12 protein-coding genes are annotated in these 22,336 nt (G+C 68.0%); 3 read left to right on the forward strand and 9 right to left on the reverse strand.

All coding sequences use genetic code 11. The features are described from left to right. Nucleotides 1-231: 231 nt before the first annotated feature. Complete coding sequence (locus ACEZDE_RS32130) at nt 232-2,046, forward strand: discoidin domain-containing protein (protein ID WP_380544122.1); 1,815 nt, start codon at nt 232-234, stop codon at nt 2,044-2,046. Between the two features lie 73 nt (nt 2,047-2,119). Here ACEZDE_RS32130 and ACEZDE_RS32135 read toward each other — a convergent pair whose 3' ends face one another. The 3 genes from ACEZDE_RS32135 to ACEZDE_RS32145 are packed head-to-tail and all read right to left on the reverse strand — an operon-like array spanning nt 2,120 to nt 5,003. Further along, on the reverse strand, nt 2,120-3,136 hold the full coding sequence (locus tag ACEZDE_RS32135; RefSeq protein WP_380544125.1) for an ABC transporter substrate-binding protein: 1,017 nt from the start codon (nt 3,134-3,136) through the stop codon (nt 2,120-2,122). A gap of 50 nt (nt 3,137-3,186) precedes the next feature. After that, nucleotides 3,187-4,227 (reverse strand): ABC transporter permease, encoded by a 1,041-nt coding sequence (locus ACEZDE_RS32140; RefSeq protein WP_380544128.1) that lies wholly within the window; start codon nt 4,225-4,227, stop codon nt 3,187-3,189. Continuing rightward, nucleotides 4,227-5,003: an ATP-binding cassette domain-containing protein gene (locus ACEZDE_RS32145; protein ID WP_380544131.1), complete on the reverse strand. Its 777-nt coding sequence runs from the start codon at nt 5,001-5,003 to the stop codon at nt 4,227-4,229. The genes ACEZDE_RS32140 and ACEZDE_RS32145 overlap by 1 nt, the downstream gene beginning before the upstream one ends. 177 nt (nt 5,004-5,180) lie before the next feature. Between ACEZDE_RS32145 and ACEZDE_RS32150 the strand changes: the two genes are divergently transcribed. Both ACEZDE_RS32150 and ACEZDE_RS32155 read left to right on the forward strand, forming a co-directional pair. Further along, entirely contained in the window at nt 5,181-6,182 is a 1,002-nt protein-coding gene (locus tag ACEZDE_RS32150; protein ID WP_380544152.1) for a LacI family DNA-binding transcriptional regulator, read from the forward strand. Nucleotides 6,183-6,268: 86 nt separating this feature from the next. After that, on the forward strand, nt 6,269-9,598 hold the full coding sequence (locus ACEZDE_RS32155; RefSeq protein WP_380544134.1) for a lectin: 3,330 nt from the start codon (nt 6,269-6,271) through the stop codon (nt 9,596-9,598). Between the two features lie 159 nt (nt 9,599-9,757). On the opposite strand, the gene ACEZDE_RS32160 is transcribed toward ACEZDE_RS32155, so the two are convergent. The 6 genes from ACEZDE_RS32160 to ACEZDE_RS32185 form a co-directional block, all read right to left on the reverse strand. Continuing rightward, nucleotides 9,758-10,051, reverse strand: coding sequence for a helix-turn-helix domain-containing protein (locus ACEZDE_RS32160; RefSeq protein WP_380544155.1), 294 nt, complete (start codon nt 10,049-10,051; stop codon nt 9,758-9,760). A gap of 236 nt (nt 10,052-10,287) precedes the next feature. After that, entirely contained in the window at nt 10,288-11,046 is a 759-nt protein-coding gene (locus ACEZDE_RS32165) for a hypothetical protein (protein WP_380544137.1), read from the reverse strand. After that, a complete protein-coding gene (locus ACEZDE_RS32170; protein WP_380544140.1) occupies nt 11,019-11,417 on the reverse strand; it encodes a hypothetical protein in 399 nt (132 codons plus the stop codon). Before ACEZDE_RS32170 ends, ACEZDE_RS32165 begins: the two co-directional genes overlap by 28 nt. A gap of 205 nt (nt 11,418-11,622) precedes the next feature. Continuing rightward, nucleotides 11,623-11,823: a hypothetical protein gene (locus ACEZDE_RS32175; RefSeq protein WP_380544143.1), complete on the reverse strand. Its 201-nt coding sequence runs from the start codon at nt 11,821-11,823 to the stop codon at nt 11,623-11,625. A gap of 240 nt (nt 11,824-12,063) precedes the next feature. Continuing rightward, nucleotides 12,064-12,633, reverse strand: coding sequence for an SMI1/KNR4 family protein (locus ACEZDE_RS32180; protein WP_380544146.1), 570 nt, complete (start codon nt 12,631-12,633; stop codon nt 12,064-12,066). 9 nt (nt 12,634-12,642) lie between these two features. Further along, nucleotides 12,643-21,894: a LamG-like jellyroll fold domain-containing protein gene (locus ACEZDE_RS32185; RefSeq protein ID WP_380544149.1), complete on the reverse strand. Its 9,252-nt coding sequence runs from the start codon at nt 21,892-21,894 to the stop codon at nt 12,643-12,645. Nucleotides 21,895-22,336 lie beyond the last annotated feature (442 nt).

Raw genomic sequence — 22,336 nt, forward strand, 5'->3', positions numbered from 1 at the left:
GGCCGCGTTGTCCACCTGTGCAGACGCTAGGCAGGCGGGTCCTTCGACCGTCCTACGTCCGTCCTAACTCGCCGACGGCGTCCCCAGCAGGCAGGCAGTGGATGTGAGTTGATTGTTGGTCAGGAACGTTGACAGCAGGCCGTCAAGGGCGTAGACATCAGTCCCGTGAGAGCGCTCTCACGCCCCTTCAGGACTCCGCGCGGACCTCCCACCCAGGTCAGGAGAACCCCCTTGACGCCCAGCAGCACAGCCCTGCCGGCACCCCGGCCGCCGTCGCACTCGCGGCGCACCTCGCTCCTCGTCGTCACCGTCGTCGCCGCGCTGCTCGCGGCACTGACCCTCGTCGTCACCCAGTCCCCCGCCCGCGCGGCAAGCACGCTGCTGTCCCAGGGCAAACCCGCCACCGCGTCCTCCACCGAGAACGCGGGCACCCCGGCCAGTGCCGCGTTCGACGGCAACACCGGGACCCGCTGGTCCAGTGCGTTCAGCGACCCGCAGTGGATCCAGGTGGACCTCGGCGCCAGTTCGTCGATCAGCCAGGTCGTGCTGCAGTGGGAGGCCGCCTACGCCACCGCGTTCCAGATCCAGACCTCCCCCGACGGAACCACCTGGACCTCCGTCTACTCCACCACCACCGGCACCGGCGGCACCCAGACCCTCAACGTCACCGGAACCGGCCGCTACGTCCGGATGTACGGCACCACCCGGGCCACCCAGTACGGCTACTCGCTCTGGGAGTTCCAGGTCTACGGCTCACCGGCCGGCGGCAGTGGCTGCGGCACCGCCAACGCCGCGCAGGGCAAGCCGGCCACCGCGTCCTCCACCGAGAACGCCGGCACCCCGGCCAGTGCGGCCTTCGACGGCGACCCGGGGACCCGCTGGTCCAGTGCGTTCAGCGACCCGCAGTGGGTCCAGGTGGACCTCGGCTCCTCGCAGCAGATCTGCCAGGTGGTGCTGCAGTGGGAGGCCGCCTACGCCACCGCGTTCCAGATCCAGACCTCCCCCGACGGAACCACCTGGACCTCCGTCTACTCCACCACCACCGGCACCGGCGGCACCCAGACCCTCAACGTCACCGGAACCGGCCGCTACCTGCGGATGTACGGCACCACCCGGGCCACCCAGTACGGCTACTCGCTCTGGGAGTTCCAGGTGCACACGGTCGGCTCCGGCAGCCCGTCCACCAGCGCCAGCGCCAGCCCGAGCAGTTCGGCCAGCACCGACCCCAACGGCTTCTGGGGCGACACCAGCACCATCCCGGCCGCGCAGAACGTGGTGGAGGTGAAGATCCTCAACCGCACCAACGGCAAGTACCCGGACAGCCAGGTGTACTGGAGCTTCAACGGGCAGACCCACTCCATCGCGGACCAGCCCTACCTGGACATGCCCGCCAACTCGGCCGGGCGGATGTACTTCTACCTCGGCTCGCCGACCAGCCCGTACTACGACTTCATCGAGTTCACCGTCGGCGCCAACGTCTTCAACGGCAACACCACCCGGGTGGACGCCTTCGGGCTGAAGCTCGCGATGCGGCTGCACGCCAAGGACGGCTACGACGTCCAGGTCGGTGAGACCCAGTCGGTCTTCGCCGAGGACCGCTCGGTCACCTTCCAGCGGTTCATCGACGCGGTGCCGCAGCAGTTCAAGGTGCTGGCGCAGACCCAGGCGCCGTACCGGATCATCGCCCCCGGCAGCGACCCCAGCTTCCAGACCGGCGGAGCGAACGCCAACTACTTCACCTCCTATGCCAGTTCGGCCGGGATCAACGAGTCCACCTCCAACATCTTCGGATGCGCGGGGACCCTGGCCGGCGATCCCAACGACTGCGCCGCGCTCAACCGGCACGTGGCCGGGCTGACCGCGGCCCAGCAGGCCGACCCCACCCAGTACTACAAGGCCGCCCCGGCCAACTACTACGCGAAGTTCTGGCACGACAACGACATCAACGGGCTCGCCTACGGCTTCCCCTACGACGACGTGGCCGGCCAGTCCTCGTTCATCTCGCACAGCGACCCGCAGTGGCTGGAGGTCGCCGTCGGCTGGTAGCCGCCGGGAACACCGGAGCGGCCCCGTTCCCCCGGGTGCGGGGAGCGGGGCCGCTGCGCTAGTCGACGACTGGTCAGCAAGCGCCCTTGTAGAGGTACTTGGCGACCGCCGGGTCGTCGATGTTCTGCGAGGTGATGGCCACCATGGTGGTGCCGATCGAGGGGGTGACCGGCTTGCCCTGGAACGCGTTCACCAGCTGGTCCACCGCCTGGGTGCCGATCGCCGCCGGGTCCTGGGCGACCAGGACCTGGATGGTGTTCGCCTTGAGCGCGGTCACCTCGTCCGGCTCGGCGTCGAAGGCCACCACCTTGACCGCGCCCTGCTTGTTCGCCTGCTTCAGCCCGGTGGCGATGCCCTGCGCGGTGTTGGTGTTCCCGGCGAAGACCCCGCCCAGGTCCGGGTGCGCGGCCAGGGTGGACTGGATCTGCGAGGCCGCGGTGGCCGGCAGGTCGTCGTCGTAGAGGGTGGGGACCACCTTGATGTTCGGGTACTTCGCCATCTCCTGGGTGAAGCCCTTGATCCGGTCGTCGGTGGTGGAGACGCCCGGCTTGACGCTGATCACGATCACCGAGCCCTTCTCCCCCATCTCCTTGGCCAGGGCGTCCGCGGCGACCTGACCGCCCTTCACATTGTCCGAGGAGATCCGGGTGACACCGACCGACGTGTCCGTCACCGAGGTGTCGACCAGGGCGACCTTGGTCCCCGAGGACTGGATCTGCTTCAGCGAGGGGGTCAGCGCCGCGGTGTCCACCGGCGAGATCATCAGGCCGGACGGCCGGGCCGCGGCCACCGAGTCGATCAGCGGGCGCTGCACCGAGACGTCCCACTGCGCCGAGCCGTCGGCGGTGAACTTGATCCCCTTCGCCTTGGCCTCGGCCTGCGCGGCGCAGGTCATGGTGATGTAGAAGGGGTCGCTCTTCACCCCGGTGATCAGGGTGATGCTCTTGCCCGCGAGCCCGGATCCGCCGCTCGCCGAGCCGGACCCCGAGGCCGACCCCGATCCGGAACTACAGCCCGCCACCGCGAGCGGAACCACCGCCCCGAGGACCAGCAGGGCTCTCGCGGTTCTACGGTCAGTACCTCGTGCCATCGCCTTCATTCTGCTCATTTCCCTTCCGTCGCTGTCCCGTTGTACGTACGTCAGATCCGCTCGCGGCCCTGCTTGCGGATCTGGTCCAGGTAGACCGCGCCGACCAGCACCGCGCCCACTGCCACGTCCTGCCAGTACTGCTGGACGCCGACCACGATCAGGCCGGTGGTCAGCACCGCCGGGATGAACACCCCGATGACCGTGCCGAGGACCGAGCCGCGCCCGCCGAACAGGCTGGTGCCGCCGAGCACCACGGCGGTGATGACCTTGAGGTTGTCGGTCGAGTGCCCGGCGATCGAGGTGGTGCCGTAAGAGGCCAGCCACATCACCGCGCCAAGCCCGGCCAGCAGGCCCATCAGCGCGTACACCTTCACCAGGTGCCGCCCGACCGGGATGCCGGCCCGGCGCGCGGCGGCCGGGTTGGAGCCGATGGCGAAGGTGTGCACGCCGAACCGGGTGCCGCCGAGCAGCAGTCCGAACACCACGGTGACCACCGCGGCCAGCACCACCAGCCAGGGGATGCCGAGCAGCTTCCCGTAGCCGAGGCTGTTCTGCAGGTGCGCGGAGACGGCGCCGGACGGGTCCTGGCCGCCGGTGGCGATCTCGGCCAGGCCGAGCGCCGCGCCGAGCCCGCCGAGGGTGACGATCAGCGCCGGGATCTTGCCGGTGGCGACCAGCGCCCCCTGCAACGCGCCCCAGGCCGCGCCGACCGCCAACGCGATCACGATGGCGACCGCGACGGTGAACCAGCCCGCGTCGGCCGCGCCGTGGTGGATGTTGTACTCACCGGCCGCGACCGCGGCCAGCACCAGCACCGAGCCGATGGACAGGTCGATCCCGGCGGTGATGATCACATAGGTCATGCCGACGCCGAGCACCAGGTAGATCGCCGCGTTCACGGCGATCTGGGTGATGTCGTAGACGGTGAGGAACTTGCCCGGCGCGGATATCGAGAAGTAGGCGACCAGGGCCACCAGGATCGCGAAGGTCCAGGTCTCGTTGCGGCGCAGCACCCGGCGCGCCCAGTCCGGCACCCGCGGGGCGGGGGCCTCGGCGACGGCGGGACTGCTCTGCTGCTCCACCGAGGTCATCAGGCGCTCCTCTGCTCGTCCAGGGAACCGGTCATCGCGCCGACCAGCTCCTCGATGGAGGTATCCGCCGCGGTGAAGGAGGCCACTCTGCGACCGAGCCTCAGCACCTCCACCCGGTCCGCCACCGACAGCACCTCCGGCATGTTGTGGCTGATCAGGACCACGCTCACGCCCCGGTCGCGGACCCGGCGCACGGTGTCCAGCACCCGGCCCCGCTGGACCACCCCGAGCGCGGCCGTGGGCTCGTCCATGAAGATCACCTTCCGGGCGAAGGCCACCGCTCGGGCCACCGCGACCGACTGCCGCTGGCCGCCCGAGAGCGAGCCCACCGGCGCGTTCACATCCAGCAGCTTCACCCCGAGCTCGGCGAAGGCCTCGACCGCGGCCCGGCGCATGGCCGGGCGGTCCAGCGCGTGGAAGGGGCGCAGAACGCCGCCCCGGAACAGCTCCCGGCCGAGGTAGAGGTTGGCCGCGGCGTCCAGGTGCGGGGCCAGCGAGAGGTCCTGGTAGACCGTCTCCACCCCGTGCCGCTGCGCGTCCATCGGCCCGTCGAAGCGCACCGGCTCGCCGTCCAGCAGGATCTCGCCGCCGTCCGGCGGGACCACCCCCGACAGCACGTTCACCAGGGTCGACTTCCCCGCCCCGTTGTCGCCGATCAGCGCGACCACCTCGCCGGGGTAGGCGGTGAAGTCCGCCCCCTGCAGGGCCTGGACGTGCCCGAACCGCTTCACCACCCCGCGGGCCGCGAGCAGTGGTTGTCTTTCCGCAATAGACATCGTTGTCATCCCGTCGGCGACTGGGCCGCTTGGTATCGTTAACAGGTCTCCGATGGTCGACCCTGGATTGAGCCACCGTCAAGAGGCTTGCAGACGTTGTCTTGCGTTGTATCGTTACCACTCGACGGACGCCGCCTGCGTCGGAGGGGGGCCCGGAGCGTGATCGCCCGGCCTACGATGAAGGACGTTGCCCAACGGGCCGGCGTCAGTCCGATGACCGTGTCCCGGGTGGTGAACGGCGAGGCCGGGGTGATGCCCGAGACCGCCGCCAGGGTGCACCGCGCCATCCGCGTCCTCGGCTACCAACGCGACGATGTGGCGCGGCAGTTGAGACGCAAGGGGCAGATCAGCCAGACCGTCGGGATCCTGGTCGACAATGTCGCCGACCCGTTCATGGCGGCGCTGGCCTCGGCCGCCGAGGACGTCGCCCGGCAGCAGGGCAGCGTGGTCCTGATCGGCTCCTCCCGGGACGACCTGCACCGGGAGCGCGAGGTGGTCTCCGCGTTCACCTCGCGCCGGGTGGACGGGCTGATCCTGATCCCGGTCTCCGGCAGCCACCGCTTCCTGCGCAACGCCATGGCCACCGGGACCAGGGTGGTCTGCGCCGACCGCCCGGCCGCCGGGCTGCGCACCGACGCCGTGGTGGTCGACAACCACGGTGCGGCGCACGGCGCCATCGCCCATCTGATCGCCCACGGGCACCGCCGGATCGCCTACCTGGGCGACCGGTTGGACATCTCCACGATCGAGGAGCGCTACGCCGGCTACCTGGCCGCGCTGGCCGGCGCGGGCATCCCGGCCGACCAGGCGATCGTCCGGCACGGCCTGCGGCTGGGCGCCGACGCCGCCGAGGCGGTGACCGGGATGCTGGCCCACCCGGACCCGCCCACCGCCGTGCTGGCCAGCAACGGCATCGTCGGGCTCGGCGTGCGGGCCGCGCTGCCGCCGGGGACGGCGCTGGTCGGCTTCGACGACTTCCACCTGGCGGCGCAGCTGGACCCGCCGGTGACGGTGATCGCCCAGGACCCGGTGGCCATGGGCAGCACCGCGGCGCACCTGCTGTTCGCGAGGATCCACGGCGACGGCTCGCCGCCGCGCACGGTGGTGCTACCGACCCGGCTGATCGCCCGCGGCTCGGGCGAGATCCCCGGACCGTACGGACGGCAGCCGCTGGTGTGAAGTGTCTTGACAGCGGCCCGCATTGGGGTCAGCTTGTTGTCATGTTCCGAGCGTAGACAACGTTGTCAGGAAGGAACGATCCAACGATGCCACGACTTCGTGGAAAGCACCGGACCTTACCCGCCCTGCTCGCCGCAACCGCCCTGATCGGGTACGGGGCGGGCGCCACTCCAGCATTCGCCGCACCGTCCCCCAGGGCTGCGGCCCTGGTCACCGCACCCGCCTCGCTGGTGAACCCGTTCATCGGCACCTCCAACGCGGCGGACGACTTCCCCGGCGCCGACGTCCCGTTCGGCATGGTGCAGTGGAGCCCTGACACCCCGTCACGTCCGGACGGCGGCGGCTACGAGTACAAGGACTCGTCCATCACCGGCTTCAGCCTGACCCACATCGCCGGGCCCGGCTGCGGGGCCGGCGGCGACATCCCGGTGCTGCCCACCGTCGGCGCGGTCAACACCGGCGCGACCGACGCCTTCTCGCACAGCAACGAGTCGGCCACGCCCGGCTCGTACACCGTCGCGCTGAACAACGGCGTGAAGACCGAGCTGGCCGCGACCACCCGCAGCGGGATGGCCCGGTTCACCTTCCCGTCCAGCACCCAGGCCAACCTGGTCTTCAAGCTGGCGGGCAGTCAGAACGGCGACTCCAACACCCAGTTCAACGTGGTCAGCAACACCGAGGTGAGCGGCCAGGTCACCAGCGGCAAGTTCTGCGGCGCGGGCAACTCCTACACCGTCTACTTCGACATGGTCTTCGACCAGCCGTTCGCCACCAACGGGACGGCGGCGGTGAAGGCCGCCACGCCGACCGCCGCCGCGAAGACCGGCGTCGCGCCGAGCGCGCCCGAGGCGAAGAACAAGCCCACCCTGCACGGGAAGGCGGTGACGCCCAAGGCGGTCACTCCCAAGGCGGTCACGCCGCAGGTCGCGGCCAGCGACGGGTACGTCACCTTCAACACCACCAGCAACCCGGTGGTGCAGGCCAAGGTCGGCATCTCCTACGTCTCCACCGCCAACGCGGTCGCCAACCGCACCGCGGAGAACCCGAACTGGAACTTCGGCGCCACCCAGAGCGCCGCCCTGGGCGCCTGGAACACCGTGCTCGGACGGGTCGCCACGGCCGGCGGCACCGCGGCGCAGCAGGCGGTCTTCTACACCGCGCTCTACCACTCGCTGCTGCACCCCAACATCATCAGCGACAGCAACGGCCAGTACTACGGCTTCGACGGCAAGACCCACACCGTCGACTCCGGCCACCAGGCCGCCTACGCCAACTACTCGGGCTGGGACATCTACCGCTCGCAGGCCCAACTGGAGGCACTGGTAGCCCCGCAGGCCGCCTCGGACACCGCGCAGTCGATGGTCGACGACTACGCGCAGACCGGCCAGTTCCCCAAGTGGTCGGAGGACAACGGCGAGAGCTATGTGATGGTCGGCGACCCGGCCGACGAGATCCTGGCCGACTACCACGCCTTCGGCGCCACCGGCTTCGACAGCGCCACCGCGCTGACCGACATGGTGGCCGAGGGCACCAACGCCAACAACAACCGGCCCGGACTCAACTACCTGGAGCAGCTGGGCTACCTGCCCAGCGACGGCAGCTACGGCTGCTGCAACTTCTACGGCCCGGCATCCACCACGCTGGAGTACGACTCGGCCGACTTCGCCATCTCGGCGCTGGCCGGGGCGCTGGGCGACACCGCACACCAGACCTCCTTCGCCAACCGGGCGCAGGACTGGAGCAACCTGTTCGACTACAGCAGCGGCTTCATCCAGCCGCGTGACTTCCGCGGCCCGTGGACCTCGGGCTTCTCGGCCACCTCGGGCAGCAACTTCGTCGAGGGCGACTCCTGGCAGTACACCCCGATGGTGCCGTTCAACGTGCACGGCCTGGCCACCGCGATGGGCGGGAACAGCAAGCTGGCGTCCTTCCTGGACACCGACCTGTCCTCGCTCACCGGCGCCAACGGCTACACCGACCTGGGCAACGAGCCCAGCCTCAACATCCCCTGGGAGTACGACTACGTCGGCCAGCCGTACAAGACCCAGAAGGTGGTCCGGCAGGTCCAGGACCAGATCTGGACCGACGCCCCCGGCGGCCTGGCCGGGAACGACGACCTGGGCGAGATGAGCTCCTGGTACGTCTGGTCCGCGCTGGGCATGTACCCGGAGACCCCGGGCACCGCCGACCTGGCGCTGGGCTCGCCGATGTTCACCCAGGCCGTGGTCACCCTGCCGTCCGGCAAGACGCTGACCGTCAACGGCAGCGGCGCGGCCGACAACGCCCCGTACGTGCAGTCCGCCACCTGGAACGGCGCGGCCTGGAACAACGCCTACGCCCCGGCCGGGGCGATCAGCGGCGGCGGGACCCTGGGCTTCACCCTGGGCACCACCGCCAACACCTCCTGGGCCTCGGCCGCCTCGTCCGCGCCGCCGTCCTACGCCGGGAACCCGACCTACACCGACATCGGGATCTCCGCCGACTCGGCCTCCTCCTCGGCGAACTTCGACGGCGGCGGCTGGAGCTACTCCGCCACCGCGCTGGCCGCGGCCGGGGTCAACCCGGGCGGGACGGTGAGCGCCGGCGGGGTGTCCTACACCTGGCCCAATGTCGCCGCGGGTCAGCCGGACAACTACCTGGCGAACGGTCAGACCGTCCCGGCGTCCGGCTCCGGGGCGATCTCCTTCCTCGGGTCGGCGAGCAACGGGCCCTCCTCGGGGACGGCGACGGTGAACTTCACCGACGGCAGCACCCAGTCCGTGCCGCTGGCCTTCTCCGACTGGACCCTCAACGGCGGCTCGGCGACCGCGCTGGCCGGGAGCACGGTCGCGGCCACGGTGGCCTACCGGAACCAGGCGGGCGCCGGCTCCGACACCGTCAAGACCTACCTGTTCGCCAGCGCCCCGGTCACCCTGACCGCGGGGAAGACGGTGGCGAGCGTGCGGCTGCCGTCGGCGGTGAGCACCGGGGCGCTGCATGTCTTCGCCGTCGGCTTCGGCGCCAACGGCGGGAGCGGCGGCGGAACTCCGGTGACCGGGCCGATCACCTCCGGCGTCGGCAGCGGCCTGTGCGCCGACGACCTGCACAGCGTCGCCGCCACCGGCAACCCGATCGACCTCTACACCTGCAACGGCACCACCGCCCAGGTCTGGACGGTCGGCACCGACGGCACCCTCCAGGTGCTCGGCGGCTGCCTGGACGTCAGCAACAGCGGCACCGCGGACGGCACCAAGGTGCAGTGGTGGACCTGCAACGGATCCGGGGCGCAGCAGTGGCAGACCGGCGCGAACGGCTCGCTGGTGAACCCCGAGTCCGGCAAGTGCCTGGACGACCCGGGTTCCACCACGGTCACCGGGACGCAACTGCAGATCTACACCTGCAACGGCAGCGCCGCCCAGAAGTGGACGCTGCCCTGAGCCGGACCCTGAGCCGGTGACCCCTGCCGCCCCGGCGCACACCCTGCCGGGGCGGCAGGGTCTGTCCGGGCGCTCAGCAGTCGCGGAACTCCGGTGACTGGTCAAGCAGTTGCGAGCGCACTGGGTCGCCCGGCGCCGGGCGCGCTGTTCGCGGAACGGTCAAGCTGCTTGCACGATCTCCGAAGCGCGTGCGGCGGCGGCAGGCATGGCGTCGGCGGCGGCGCGAAAGAGCTGGGCCTGTTCGGCCGCGTCCAGGCGCAGCGTCTCGGCCAGCAGTTCGGCCAGGGCGGACGACGGGCGGTGGGTGCCGGTCTCCAGCTGGACCAGGTGCAGATGGAGGATGCCGATCAGGCGGGCCGCCTCCCGGCCGCGGAGCCCGGCCCGCATCCTGGCCGCGGCGAGCATCGGGCCGAGCCCGGCCGCCGGGGCCCACTGCTCCCGCACCACAGGCATGTCCACGGCTTCCTCCTTCTCAGGCGATCCGTTGACTGTTCCCGGCCCCACTTGAGGAATGCACGGAGTCACCTTGATGGCGCACCCCCCGGCCCGCTACGCCCGGTGCGCACCGGCGGCACCACGGACGGCGGCGAGCAGTCGGGCGTGGTGGCCCAGACGGCGATGGTGCGCCGGGACGGCCCGTCGGCGATCTGGACCCACCACAGGCTCGGGAAGCTCCGCCCGCAGATCGCTCAGACCCGGCGCGGCACGGGCGCCTTCGGCGCAAGGTGCTTGAGCAGGGCCGGAGGCAGCCGCGGCAACGCGGACGGCGGCGTGACGGGCGGCAGCGGCACCGGCGGCGGTGCCGACGGCAGCGCCTGCACCGCATCGACCGGAGCCGCCGACTCCCAGGTCAGCACCCCCTTGACCAGGCCCCGGAAGTCATGACCGCACTTCGCGCAGGTGACCAGCACCGACTCCTTCCGAAGGTCCCCGCACCCGGGGCAGAAGGTCACCGGCTGCTCGTCCGCCTCGGTGCTCTCGCAGCGCCCGCAGACGTAGTCCGGGTCGAGCTTGGCCTGCCGGAACACCGATCCGAAGACCGTGAACGGATTGGGGTCGCCGTGCCCGGCCGACATCCCGACCACCGAGGCCAGCATCTTCAGGTTGCGGTTCTTCTCGCGCAGCCGCTGCAGGTCCAGGTTCACCACCTTGGGGTGCCGGCAGTCCCGGCAGACGCACAGCGTCCGCACCGGCAGGCGCGACCGGATCCCCAGTTGCTGGTGCAGGAACTCCAAGGTCTTCCGCTGGTCCTCGGGGAGCTGCACCAGCACCCGCCCCCGGCCTCCGGAGTTGAGCCGCCCCTCGATCAACGCCGCGAGCTGCTCCACCTTCGCCGCCAGCGCAGGCGGCAGCGAGCTGGGCTGCGAGATGATCATCACCGGGATGGCCAGCAGAGTCCGCGCGGTCGGCATGTCCAGCGTCACCGAACCGGCCGACGACGTAACCACCAGACCGTCGTAGCCGCTCCAGCCGGAGGGCCCGGTGAAGGGGGGCCGCCGGACAGCCGTTCCGAGATCCGCGCCGCCGCTCCCCCGATCAGCCGCTGGCCCGCCGCGTGGCCGCGCTCCAGCGCCTCGACGTTGCGGCCGCGGACCCACCAGCGCGGCTCGGCGAACCCCAGAGCCGCGGCCTTGGGGTCGAGCCCGCCGAGCGCCTGGTCGAACGCGGTCAGCAGGCCCTGGAAGGCGGCCTGGTAGGGGCCCTGCACCCCGAGCGCCACCGCCGACACCGCACGGTCGGTCAGATGCAGCGAGCAGGAGCAGCCGCCCGGCTCGGCGGTGAGCTGCAGCCTGACGCCGACCGGGACCTGATCCAGCATCAGCATCGTCGAGGCGCACTGCGGAACCGCGCTGCGCCTCGACGACCGTGGCCATCTCCGAGGTGACCCGGAAGCCGAGCCGCCGCAGCACGTCGACGGCCGCGACGCGGACCAGTCCGGTGTCGGCGGCAACGCGGCGTTCGGCGTCGAGGATCGAGGGCAAGGCCCCTCCATGGTGGAGGCGGACTTCAACAACCGGAAGGATTCAGTAGGAAAGATCGTCGGCCGCGTCGGAGACGTAGTCGTCAGCCGCCGCGGACTCGTCCAACGCGGAGTCCGCGTAGTCGAGCGAGGTGCCCGCGTCCTCGGCCGCCTCCGAGTAGTCCGGCTCGTCACCGGTGATGTAAGTGTCGAAGTTGGCCTCCTGGACGTCCTCCGACGCCCAGTTGGCGTAGAAGTCGGACATTCCCGCGTCCTGATCCGCGTAGTCCTCCTACACGGCGGCGTTGCCCAGATCCACCTCGGCGTCGCTCACCTGCTCCGCCGTCACGTCACCCGGCACCAGATAGTCGTCCCAGCTGTCCATGGTCCCCCCACGAGCTCGCAAGCCACGCCGAACGGGCAGCAGTCGACGTCCCCTTGGACAGCGTAGCGAGGATGGACGGTTCCGCACCTGTCCGGCTCGTTTCGTAACGTCGCCGGAACGTTAGATGCCAGGTACCCATGGGGGGACTTCAGGACTTGGATAAGCGAGATCGGCCAGTTCATCGTCCTCGCCGAACATGACCCCCATAAGAAATGGAACGATTCCCGGGTCGTATCGCCGCCACGGATCATCGGGAAACCTACCTCTATCCCACACAACAATAGGCCACGTATCCGGATTCTCGCCTTCGGTTAGCCAGAAGCAGTGATCACCATTTTGATTGCTCGCCCAGGCCAGAATTCCGCCCGCTTCGGGATATACCGCATACGGGCAGAGATCAGGGGATTCACTTCTCATTTCCACGAAAGCCGGGCCAACTTGGCCCGCCGTATATTCGGCGAACACATGAAACCCACCAGACCTATACGAGCTTTCCCCCATCGGCCAGGGGGAAATGATTGCCAGATCACCTCTCACGGATCCGGGGCCGACCGCATCGAGAAGATCCCTATAATCAGAGGGGAATCTTATGCCAATCAGTCTATGGGATTCCCACCAGGGAGCCGAGGCCCCGGATTCCCTGGCATCAATCCCAAGTCGTGCAGCGAATCTTCTTACATCGTCCCGCATGAAAATCCCTTAGCTATTGCTTCCATCTAGATTATACCCGTCCTTGCTATTAAAAATCTCATCTTCATAGGTATTGACCAATCGGCCATCCCTAGTGTATACATCCACGTCGTAACGATAATAGAGCGGGATGGCACCCGTGGCGTATGAATAGTATGGCTTGGCGCGCATTTCTACTACATAATCCCTCATCTTCAAGTTCGCAGCAACGAAAGATTGTATTTTCGTCATATCCCCCACATTTATGGGAGTAGCCCAGCAGGGAGTCGTGTTGGCTTGAACTCCCCGCCCACCCAGGGCTTTAGGGATCAGATGGCAGCTGTTCACGAGAGTAGAAGCCGCGTTAGGGAAAAGGCTTTTTGCTCGTTCTTTCGCCTCACTCATTCCTGGGCTATTTGGATTCGCCTTGGTCCCGCCAGAAGTGTCGAGTTCCATACACGCGACAGCACCCTCTGCCCGACCGTCGGGGCCAGTCGGCGCATAGTAGGTCCAACCTTCCTGAGAGCCGTTGCTTTCAGCACCAGGGGGACGTTGGGCCAAACATGTCTTCCTGCGCTCCTGCTCATCCTTCGGCTTGCGTGGCGGCAGTGGGCCAGGGTCAGGCTCCGGATCGGGCATCGGAGTCGGCTGGGGATCGGAGGTCAGGTCGGTGAGGATGTCGCCGATCACGGCCGTGCCGGTTCCCACAACCAAGGTGCCGACCGCCCCCACCCCGGTTGCGGTGAAGCCTACGACTCCCTTGGCGAGGCCGGTGAGGATGCCGACTCCGGTATGGGTGACGGCTTTCTTGATCCAGCTGAGCGGGTCGCTGTGGATGTGAGGACGTTTGTTGACCGGGGCGGGATTGAAAACCGGTAGCAGCGGAACACCAGGGCTGTCGGTGCGCCTGGTGAGACTGTATCTTCCGGATCCTGACGTGACACCGTAACCAGTGGTGGTGCTACCGCCTCCGTAACCGGGGTCGCACAGCCCGGGATCGATGAAGCAGTTGGCTGAGGTCCTGCTGTAGTACTGGTTCCACTGGATGCTTCCCGGACACATGTTGACGCCGTTCAAGGCCGGGCAGGTGTCTTCGGGCTGCATCTGGGTCGGGAAGATGATCGGGCACAGCACCAAGCCGACGAGGGTCTCCCAGACCGCGTCGCAGATGGCGTTGTGACCGCTGGGGTCGGATTGGTCGAGCGGATCGTCGTTCCCGTAGCTGTACCGGTTCGACTGCGCAGCCGGGCCGGAGTCGGCCGTGGCGGAGTCGCGGCTGGTGAAGGTGCCCGAGCTGGGCTGGTACCAGCGAGCCGACATGTTCACCTGGCCCGTGGCGGGGTCGGTCCAACCACCTTGGTAGCCGAGGTTTCCGCTTGCTCCACCGCTGCTCGCGACACGTTGCCCGAAGGGGTCGTAGTCGGTCGAGCCGGTCAGTGAGCTACTAGTGGGGCTGAGATCGGCGACGACGTCACCATGCAGGTCGGCGATGCTGAGTTGGGGGTCGGTCGCAGTGGTTCCACTGAGCCCGGCGCTGGCCACGAGTGTGCCGTCCGGCTGTCGGCTGTAGAGCGCGAGGCCGTCGCTGACGAGATTGTCGGAGCCTCCGTCGTACGTGAAGTTTCGGCCGACGGTCTGGGCGATCCGGTCCAGAGAGTCATAACTGTACGTCACCGATCCTTCGGCGATCATACGGTCGAAGCTGTCGTACTGCGACTGCGTGGTGCTACCGCCCTGTGTGGTGCTGCTGCTGAGGGTTCCCCGTGCGGTGTAGGTGTAACTGGTGGTGCCGTCAGTGAGCAGTTCGTCGCGGGCGTCGTAGGTGGCGGCCTGGCCGCCCGCACTGGTGCGGTTGCCTGCCGCGTCCCAGGTGTAGGCAGTGGTGCTGGTTCCGTTGTTCCACGAGGTGAGCCGACCGGCGAGGTCGTAGCCGTAGGTGTTCGCGGCGGCGCCGGCCGTACCGGTGGTGGTCTTGCCGGTTACCTGATCATCAGTGTTGTAGCCGTAGCCGATCGAGGAGATCGCCGAACCCGCGGGATTCTTGACCGTGTCGGTCTTCAGTCGGCCGAGAGTGTCGTACGCGAAGGCGCGGCTGCCACCGCCCGTGCCGAACTGCTCGGACTGGAGTCGCCCGGCACCGTCGTAGCCGTACTGGATGTCCGCACCAGTGAGCGGATCGGTCATGCCGGTGAGCTGATCACCGGCGTTGTAGGTGAAGCCGGAGGTTCCCGCCGCGTCGGTGCGTTGAACCATGTTGCCGTCCGCGTCGTAACCGTAGCCGGACGAACCGCCGGGACCGGCGCTCTGCAGAAGAAGCCCGCGGTCGTCGTACTGGTACGTGTCGGCGACGCCGCTGGGAGTGCTGACACTGGTGAGGTTGCCGTCCTGATCATACGTCAGGCTGCGTTGAGTGGCGGGTCCGTCGCCACCGGACGCACTCTCTCCGGTCAGGTCGCCCAGACTGTCGTAGCTGGTCTGCCGTACCACGCCACCCGGCTCCACGTTGGAGGTGGCTTCTCCCAGCGCGTCGTAACCGGTGGTGAAGGTGCCGTCAGCCGGTGCGGGGTGGGCTGCGGTGGGCGGGTCGATGGTCGATTCGCCCAGCCCCATGCTGTTGTACGTGAAGTACGTGCTGTTACCGTCGCCGTTGGTCTCGCGGGTCCGGTTGCCGTCCGCGTCGTACCCGAAACTGGTGGTGATGCTGCTGCCCGCTGACACGGGTTCGGTCTGCGAAGTGGTCCGGCCGAGCGCGTCCACGACGAAGGTGGTGGTGTGCGCCGCGGCATCGGCAGGGCTGGCGACGGCATCTGTACTGCTGACGGTGTTGCCGTCCAGGTCGTAGCCGGTGTAAGCGGTCCGGGCGAGCACTCCGGTAGTGTCGATCTCTCCTGCCGAAACCTGCTGGTCGAGCGCGTTGTAGCCGGCCGTGATCGTGGTCCCGTCGGGCTCGGCGACACTGACCGCGCGACCCAGCCCGTCGTAGGAGGTCCTGGTGGTGTGCTGGGTCGGATCGGTGACGCTAAGAACCTCCCCGGCCGCATCGTACGATGCGACCGTGGTACCGCCGCCCGGCTCCACCGAGGACACCTCGTCACCTGCGTCGTCCCAGGTGTACCGGGTCGTCAGCGCCTGTGGAGCGGGATAGCGCTCCACAGCGGTACTCGTGATCCGGCGGCCCAGGTCGTCATAGGTGGCCTGGGCGACGGCCCCGGTGGCGCTGGTGTTCGAGAGCTGCTCGCCGTCCAGGTCGTAGCTGGACGTCTCGGTCGTGGCCTTGCCGTTCAGATCCGGCAGGCTGATCGACACCACGTTGCCGAGCTGATCGTAGGTGTCCTTGATCGTCTGGTTCAGGCCGGTCGGATCCTCGGTCTGGTAAACCGGGTGTCCGAGTGCGTCGTAGCCGGTTGTGGAAACAGGATGGACGGTGGTGCCGGTGATCGGGTTGGTGTAGGCCGGTTCGGCGACGGCTACCGGCTCGCCGTCCAGGTCGTAGGTGGTGGTGGTGATCCGGTTCTGCGGGCCGGACGAGGTCAGCACACCTTGCGGGTCCTTCACCGATGTCGCATCGCCGAAGGTGTCGTAGCCCGTGTAGGCGATCGGTGAAACCTGCTGCACCGTGTCACTGTGCGACGCCGGGTCGTAGATCTCGGTACCGACGGGCGGCAGAACAGTGGTGGTCAGCTGTCCGGCAGCGTCGTAGGCGTAGTAGGTCGTGTGTGCGGAGGCCGTCCCTCCGGGTGCGTTGCCGTCCGGTGACACCGAACTGGTGGGCAGACCGAATTGGTTGAACTGGACTGTGGTGATGTGGTTGCCGGTGGCCTCCTTCACATTCGTACTGTCGACAGCGCCGAGGGCTGTGTAGGCATAGCCCGTGGACTGGCTGACACCGCCTCCGGTCTGGATCGTGCCGCTGACCTGACCGTTCAGGTTGTAGCTGTACGTAGTGGTTCGAGCCAGGCCGCCGGGGTCGAGCGTGGTGCCTGCCGTCCTTCCGTCCACGTCATAGGTGAGGTCGGTCGTCGACTTGCCACCACCGCTGGACTGGCTGATGAGATTGCCCGCGGCGTCGTACCGGTCCGTTTCCTCGACAACGTCACGGGTGGTTCCGTTCGCGTTGTGGAACCCGTCCAGATCCACCTCGGCGACGGTGCCGTCGTCGTTGTAATACGTGTGGGTGGTCCGGCCCATCGCGTCGGTCTCAGTCGCGAGACGGCCCGCCGGATCGTAGGCCCGCGAGTCGAGCACCTGCGTCCTCGCCGAGACGGGGCTGTTCGGGTCACCTGTGAAGTTGCTGATCGCGGTCTGCTGCAACTGCCCCATTGGCGAGTAGGCGTATGTGTACCGCGTCCCGGCGGCGTCGGTCTGCGAGGTGACCCTGCCGTACGCGTCGTATGTGTAGCTGACACTGCGCCCGAGCGGATCGGTTGCCTTGAGCACATGGTCGTCTGCAGCGTCGTACACCCAACTGGTTCCGCGCGGGGTGTCGCCACCCGTCAGGTCGCTGAAGATCTGGCTGGTCTGCTCGCCGTCCAGGTCGTACATGTAGCTGGTCCGCATGGTGTGGATCGCCCCGGTCACGGCGTCGGTGGTCGCCGGATCCGTCTGGCTGAGCAGATTGCTCTGCCCGTCCCAGGTGTAGTCGGTCACCGTCGTCGACAATGCCGCAGCACAGTTGCCGCAGGTCACGGTCTTCTTGGTGATCCGCCCCAGATTGTCGTAGCCGTAGTTCGTGACCAGCCCCGACGGATTCGTCGTGGAAGCGAGGTCACCGTCGCTGAAGTAGCTGTAAGCGGTGACGTCGCCCATTGCATCCGTTGTACTCGCCAGCAGTCCGGGCGGTGGGGAGCCGCCGCCCGGAGCCGACTCGGTACCGCCCGTGTAGGCCCGGTGGGTCGTACTTCCGTCCGGTTGCCGAGTGTCCGTCAGATCACCGACGGTGTTGTACGTGTAGCCGGTCTGATAGGTGGTGTCGGAACTACTGCTGGAACGGGCGTCCGAACTGGTCAGTTTCTCGCCGTTGCGCGGGTCGAGGGAGTTGACCGTGTTCAGGTAGTAGGTGGCGAAACTGGTGTGGCAGGAGGAGGTGTCCGTGCATGTGGTGCTGGACACGACATTCCCCTGGGCGTCGTGTCCGTTGGTGGTGGTGTGTCCGTCGGGGTCGGTGACGGTGTCGAGGTAACCGGAGGTGTCGTAGCCGTAGCGGGTGGTGTCGCCGTAGGCATCTGTGGTGGCGAGCAGGCGTCCACCGTTGTCGGTGTCGTACTGGTAGGTGAGGGTGTTGCCGCCAGGGTCGGTGACCGTCGCCGTGGTCACGGGCGTGGGGTTCGCGGACGAGGCCATGGCCTGGAAGTGGGCGGCGACGGTGGCGGCGTCCAGGGTGGAGGGGTAGTAGGAGGCCTCGGCGATCGAACCCTTGAAGTAGCTGGTGGAGGTGGAATCGCCGGCGGGGGCATCCGGCCAGGCACTGACGACACCGCCGGCACCGAGGTAGACGTACGGGCCGCCGTTGTACTGCAGGGTGCCTGACGATTCGGCGCCCTGCTTCCTCCCGTCCAGGTACAGGGTCTCGGTGGTGCCGGTGGCCGTGAGCGCTGCCTGGTGCCAGGTGTTGTCGTTGACGGTTCCGGTACTGGTCAACGAGTCGCTGGGATGGCCCGCGATGTCCAGGAACAGCCCGTGCAGCTTGCCGTCGGTCCCGACGTACAGGGCCGGGTTCCAGTTGACGGCAGCACCTCCCAGCGGAGTGGACTGGTAGGAGTACAGGACACCCGCGGTGCTGGTCTTGAACCACAGCTCCATACTGGCCGGCCCGGAGGTGGGCGCGGCTGAGGCGGGCAAGGCGACGCTGGAGTCGGTTCCGTTGAACGTCGCTCCGCTCTCGTCAGGGTTGCCGGACGGACCCGTGCCGCTCTCAGTGGTGTCGTTGTAGGTCCCCGCATAGGGGTCCGGGAGGGCGGTTCCCAGTTCGTCCTGTGCGACTGAGGACCCCTCAGGGTCATCCAGGCGCCAGTAGTCGTCGGGTGCGCCCTGGACGATCTGGGTCCGGTAGGCAGTGGCCGCGTCCGTGCCCGTCCCGTTGTCGGCGGTCGTCGCCGCGCTGTAGTGCCCGGCGACGGCGCTCGGGGTCAGGGCGTAGTCGTAGGAGGCGAAATCCGTCAGCGCACCGTTGAAGTGTCCGCTGGCGTCTGTGGGCACAGGTTGGCCGAACATCATGTCGTCCGTGCCGGCCCCCAGGTAGACGTAGCTCGACTTGGCGGGCAGGAAGCCGTCGGTGCTGGTCTTGGGTGTGCCGGAGGGTTGGCCGTCCAGGTAGAGCTGCTGGCTACCGCCGGAGACCACCAAGGCTGCCATGTGCCATTTACCGTCCATGGGAGTACCGCTGGAGACCACCCCCGGTCCCTCACCCGGCATCAACTGCCCGTGCAGGAGATGGTCGGTACCGATGTACAGAGCCGGATTCCAGGAATCCGCGAAGTTGGCAATCGTGTGCCCCGCCCCCAGAGGGAAGGACTGGTAGGAGTACAGGACGCCGGGGCTGGTGGTCTTGAACCAGACCTCCACACTCGCGGAGCTGCCGGTGGGTGCGACGGTGGGCGGCAGTTGGACGTAGGAATCGGTTCCGTCGAAGCCCGTCGCGGTGGTACTGCCCGAGGTCCAGGGGCCGGGGACGCCGCCGGTGGTGTTGGTGTAATGACCCTGGTTCTGCTGCGCGGCTATGGAGGAGACCATGTCGGCCGCCTGGTTGCCGCTGGTGTCGTCCAGCGGCCAGTAGCCCGTCGGGTGTGCGTCGGTGATCGCCGAGTCGTAGGTGACGACCTCCGCGCTGCGCTGGTTGTTCAGGAACTGGATGGTGGCGGTGGTCAATGCCTGCGGAAAGACGGCGACCTTGGCGATCTGCCCGTTGAAGTGCCCGTCAGGGTCAGTGGGAGCGGACGGCCAGGAGCCACCGGTGGCACCGGCTCCGACATAGGCGTAGGCGGTGCCGTTCGGGCTGATCGTGCCGGCCAGTGGCCCGGCGGTCTGGTTTCCGTCCAGGTACAGGACTTGGGAGGTGGTGGAGGTGGCATTCAGGACCGCGAAGTGCCAGTTGCCGTCGTTGACCTTGGTGCTGGAGACCATGGCGGCACCGCCGTTGCCCATCCACATCTCGCCGTGCAGGTAGCCGTCGGTGCCGACGTACAGGGCCGGATTCCAGGAGTCGACGCCGACGGCGGGAGCGGACCCGATGGGGAAGGACTGGTAGGAGAACAGCACTCCGGCCGTGGTGGTCTTGAACCACAGGCTGATCGATCCCGGGCCCTGGTGGGGCACATTCGCCGCAGGCAGTTGCAGGGACGAGGTACTGCCGTCGAACGTCGCCGAGCAGCACACCGTGGTGCCTTCGCCGTCGTGGTCCGGGAACGGGCCGAGTGCCCGCAGGCCCACATTGCTGTAGGTGCCGTTGTTGGGGGTGGGACGAGGATTGTAGATCTGGTTCGCAGCCTGGGTCCCTGAGCTGTCCGAGAGGTTCCAGTATCCGGAGGGGCGCGAGGCCAGCACCGCACCGCGGTACTCCTGGGTGGAGCCGGACACGGCGGAGCCGTTGAGCTTCCAGGTCCCACCGTTGGCATCGGTCAGTTGGGAAGCCCGATCATTGACCGGATCGTAGGTCACAGCCAGCCTGGTCTTGCCCAGAGGCGAGTCGCTACCGGTCAGTTCGGTGGCCGCGTGGGTGGCGGCCTGCCATTGCTGGGCCACAGTCGGCACCCCCAGAGCATGGTCGTAGACCGCGACCTCGGCAATCTGGCCAGCAAACCGGTTGTTGCCGTCGCTGCCCGCGACGGGGGCGTTGGGCCAGGGAAGGTTCTTGGTGTACCCGGCGCCGATACTGGCGTAGGTCTGGCTGTTGATCGCGATCTGGCCCAGCAGCGGACTCCCAACGGCCGCACCGTCCAGGTACAGAGTCTGGGTGTTCCCGGCCGCGGACAGCACCGCGTAGTGCCACTTGCCGTCGTCGACCGCGCTGGACGTGGTGATCGGGTGAATGCCGACAGCCGTGCCGTAGAACTCCCCGCGCAGGTCGCCGTTGGTGTCGATGTACAGCGGGTCGACGGCGAAACCGGGGGCGGTCTTCGAGCCCAGCGGCTGGTTCTGATAGCTCACCAGCACCCCGGGTTTGGTGGTCTTGAACCACAGCCCCACCGAGGTGTAGGTGTCCTTGAACAGATCGTCGGGCAAAGTGATCTGGGAACTGGTGCCGTTGAAGGTCGCCGAAGTGGTCGGCGACCCGAACGCGGACAGCGGACCCGCGTCGCCGCCCAGAGCGACGCCGGTGTACGTAGCGGCGTCGGTACCCTCGTTCGCGAGAACCTCACTGGCCGCACTGGCGCTGTTCAGCGGATCATCGAGCCGCCAGTAGGAGACCGGGGAGGCGTCCATCACCGTGGAGCGGTAGTGCGACCCGGAGGAGGAGCCTGAGGTGTAGCTGTAGGTCATGCACGAGCGCGCGGTGTTGCCGCCGGTCGGCGGGGCACAGACCTGGTCGAGTTCGTCGGGCGCGCCGCTGTCATAGACGTAGGTCCAGGTCAAAACGGTGGACTGGTCAGAACCGGCGACTGGCCCGGTGGACACCGAGGCGATATGGGTATCGCTGCTGTTCCAAGTGAAGTTCAAAGCCCTGCCACTGGCCGTGTCCGTGGCCGACGCGAGAGTTCCATTCGCATTGTAGGCCAAGTGCTGGGTACGACCGTCCTTGTCAGCGATCGCGGACAAACGCCACGGCGCCGACGCCGGTGCTCCCGGGAGTTGGGCGAAGGTGTACACCACGCCTGAGCTCTCCCTCAGCACCCAGGTACCGTCGGCCTGGTGGGCCAGCAGCTCCGAGCCGCCGGCCGGAGAGGTGTACAGGTCCATACCCGTGGCGCTGCGCCCGTTGGCGGCAAAGCTCCCGGTGGAGTGGTAGAGCCACTGCATACCGGTCGCCTTGTCGACCGCGACCAGGTCAGTGCCGCTGTCGCCGGGGATGCCGTTGACTGCGGTCAGGTTGTTCATGGGCGCCCAACCTGTCGCCAGAACCTGTCGGGCTGAAAGGGTCGACGTCCCCAGCGTGGTTCCGCCGCTGCTCGGATACACCACGAGCTGACCGGTGGAGCCCACGATGCCGGCCACGCCGGTCTTGCCGTTGAAGGTGCCGCCGGTCAGCTCCGACACGCTGTTCCAACCGGTACCGAGCTCGACGCGGGTGCCCAGCGTGCCGTCCGTGTTGATCGGGTAGGCGTACATCAGGCCGGTCGCTGTCTCCACAGCGACCAGGTCCCTCGTGGTCCCCCCAGCCAGCGGCGGAGTGATGGTCAGATTCGCCATCGTGCGCCAATCGGTGGACGAATCACTCTGCGAGGCCCCACCGGTGAATGGAGCGCCCGGCTGGAACGAACTGTGCAGGCAAACGGTGGGTGCCCGGAGCGCACACAGGGACCACGTAGTCGCCTGCGGCTTTCCGGGGAACTCCAGAAGCTGCCCGGTCGACGAGTCGACCGCGAGGAGAACGTCGGTCCCGGTTCCGGTGATGTCCCCACCGGTGAAATCCGTCAGCCCGGTCCAGGGCGAGCCCGGAGGACGAAGGGGTGTGAACGACGGCGGTTTTCCCCAGGGGTGGTGTCGGCGTAATTCTCCAACCCCTGGGGCCGCCGCAGTCAGGCTGCGGACTGCTGGCTGATCTTCTCGGTGGGGGTCCTCGGTCGCTTGT

Origin of the sequence: Streptacidiphilus cavernicola (assembly GCF_042510955.1) — a bacterium.
Lineage (GTDB): Bacteria > Actinomycetota > Actinomycetes > Streptomycetales > Streptomycetaceae > Streptacidiphilus > Streptacidiphilus cavernicola.

What these genes read in the sequence shown, in the direction of transcription:
- ACEZDE_RS32180 (WP_380544146.1), bottom strand. Translation starts at nt 12,633, where the DNA reads ATGCGGGACGATGTAAGAAGATTCGCTGCACGACTTGGGATTGATGCC.
- ACEZDE_RS32145 (WP_380544131.1), bottom strand. Translation starts at nt 5,003, where the DNA reads ATGTCTATTGCGGAAAGACAACCACTGCTCGCGGCCCGCGGGGTGGTG.
- ACEZDE_RS32135 (WP_380544125.1), bottom strand. Translation starts at nt 3,136, where the DNA reads ATGGCACGAGGTACTGACCGTAGAACCGCGAGAGCCCTGCTGGTCCTC.
- ACEZDE_RS32155 (WP_380544134.1), top strand. Translation starts at nt 6,269, where the DNA reads ATGCCACGACTTCGTGGAAAGCACCGGACCTTACCCGCCCTGCTCGCC.
- ACEZDE_RS32175 (WP_380544143.1), bottom strand. Translation starts at nt 11,823, where the DNA reads ATGTCCGACTTCTACGCCAACTGGGCGTCGGAGGACGTCCAGGAGGCC.
- ACEZDE_RS32140 (WP_380544128.1), bottom strand. Translation starts at nt 4,227, where the DNA reads ATGACCTCGGTGGAGCAGCAGAGCAGTCCCGCCGTCGCCGAGGCCCCC.
- ACEZDE_RS32160 (WP_380544155.1), bottom strand. Translation starts at nt 10,051, where the DNA reads ATGCCTGTGGTGCGGGAGCAGTGGGCCCCGGCGGCCGGGCTCGGCCCG.
- ACEZDE_RS32150 (WP_380544152.1), top strand. Translation starts at nt 5,181, where the DNA reads ATGAAGGACGTTGCCCAACGGGCCGGCGTCAGTCCGATGACCGTGTCC.
- ACEZDE_RS32170 (WP_380544140.1), bottom strand. Translation starts at nt 11,417, where the DNA reads ATGCTGGATCAGGTCCCGGTCGGCGTCAGGCTGCAGCTCACCGCCGAG.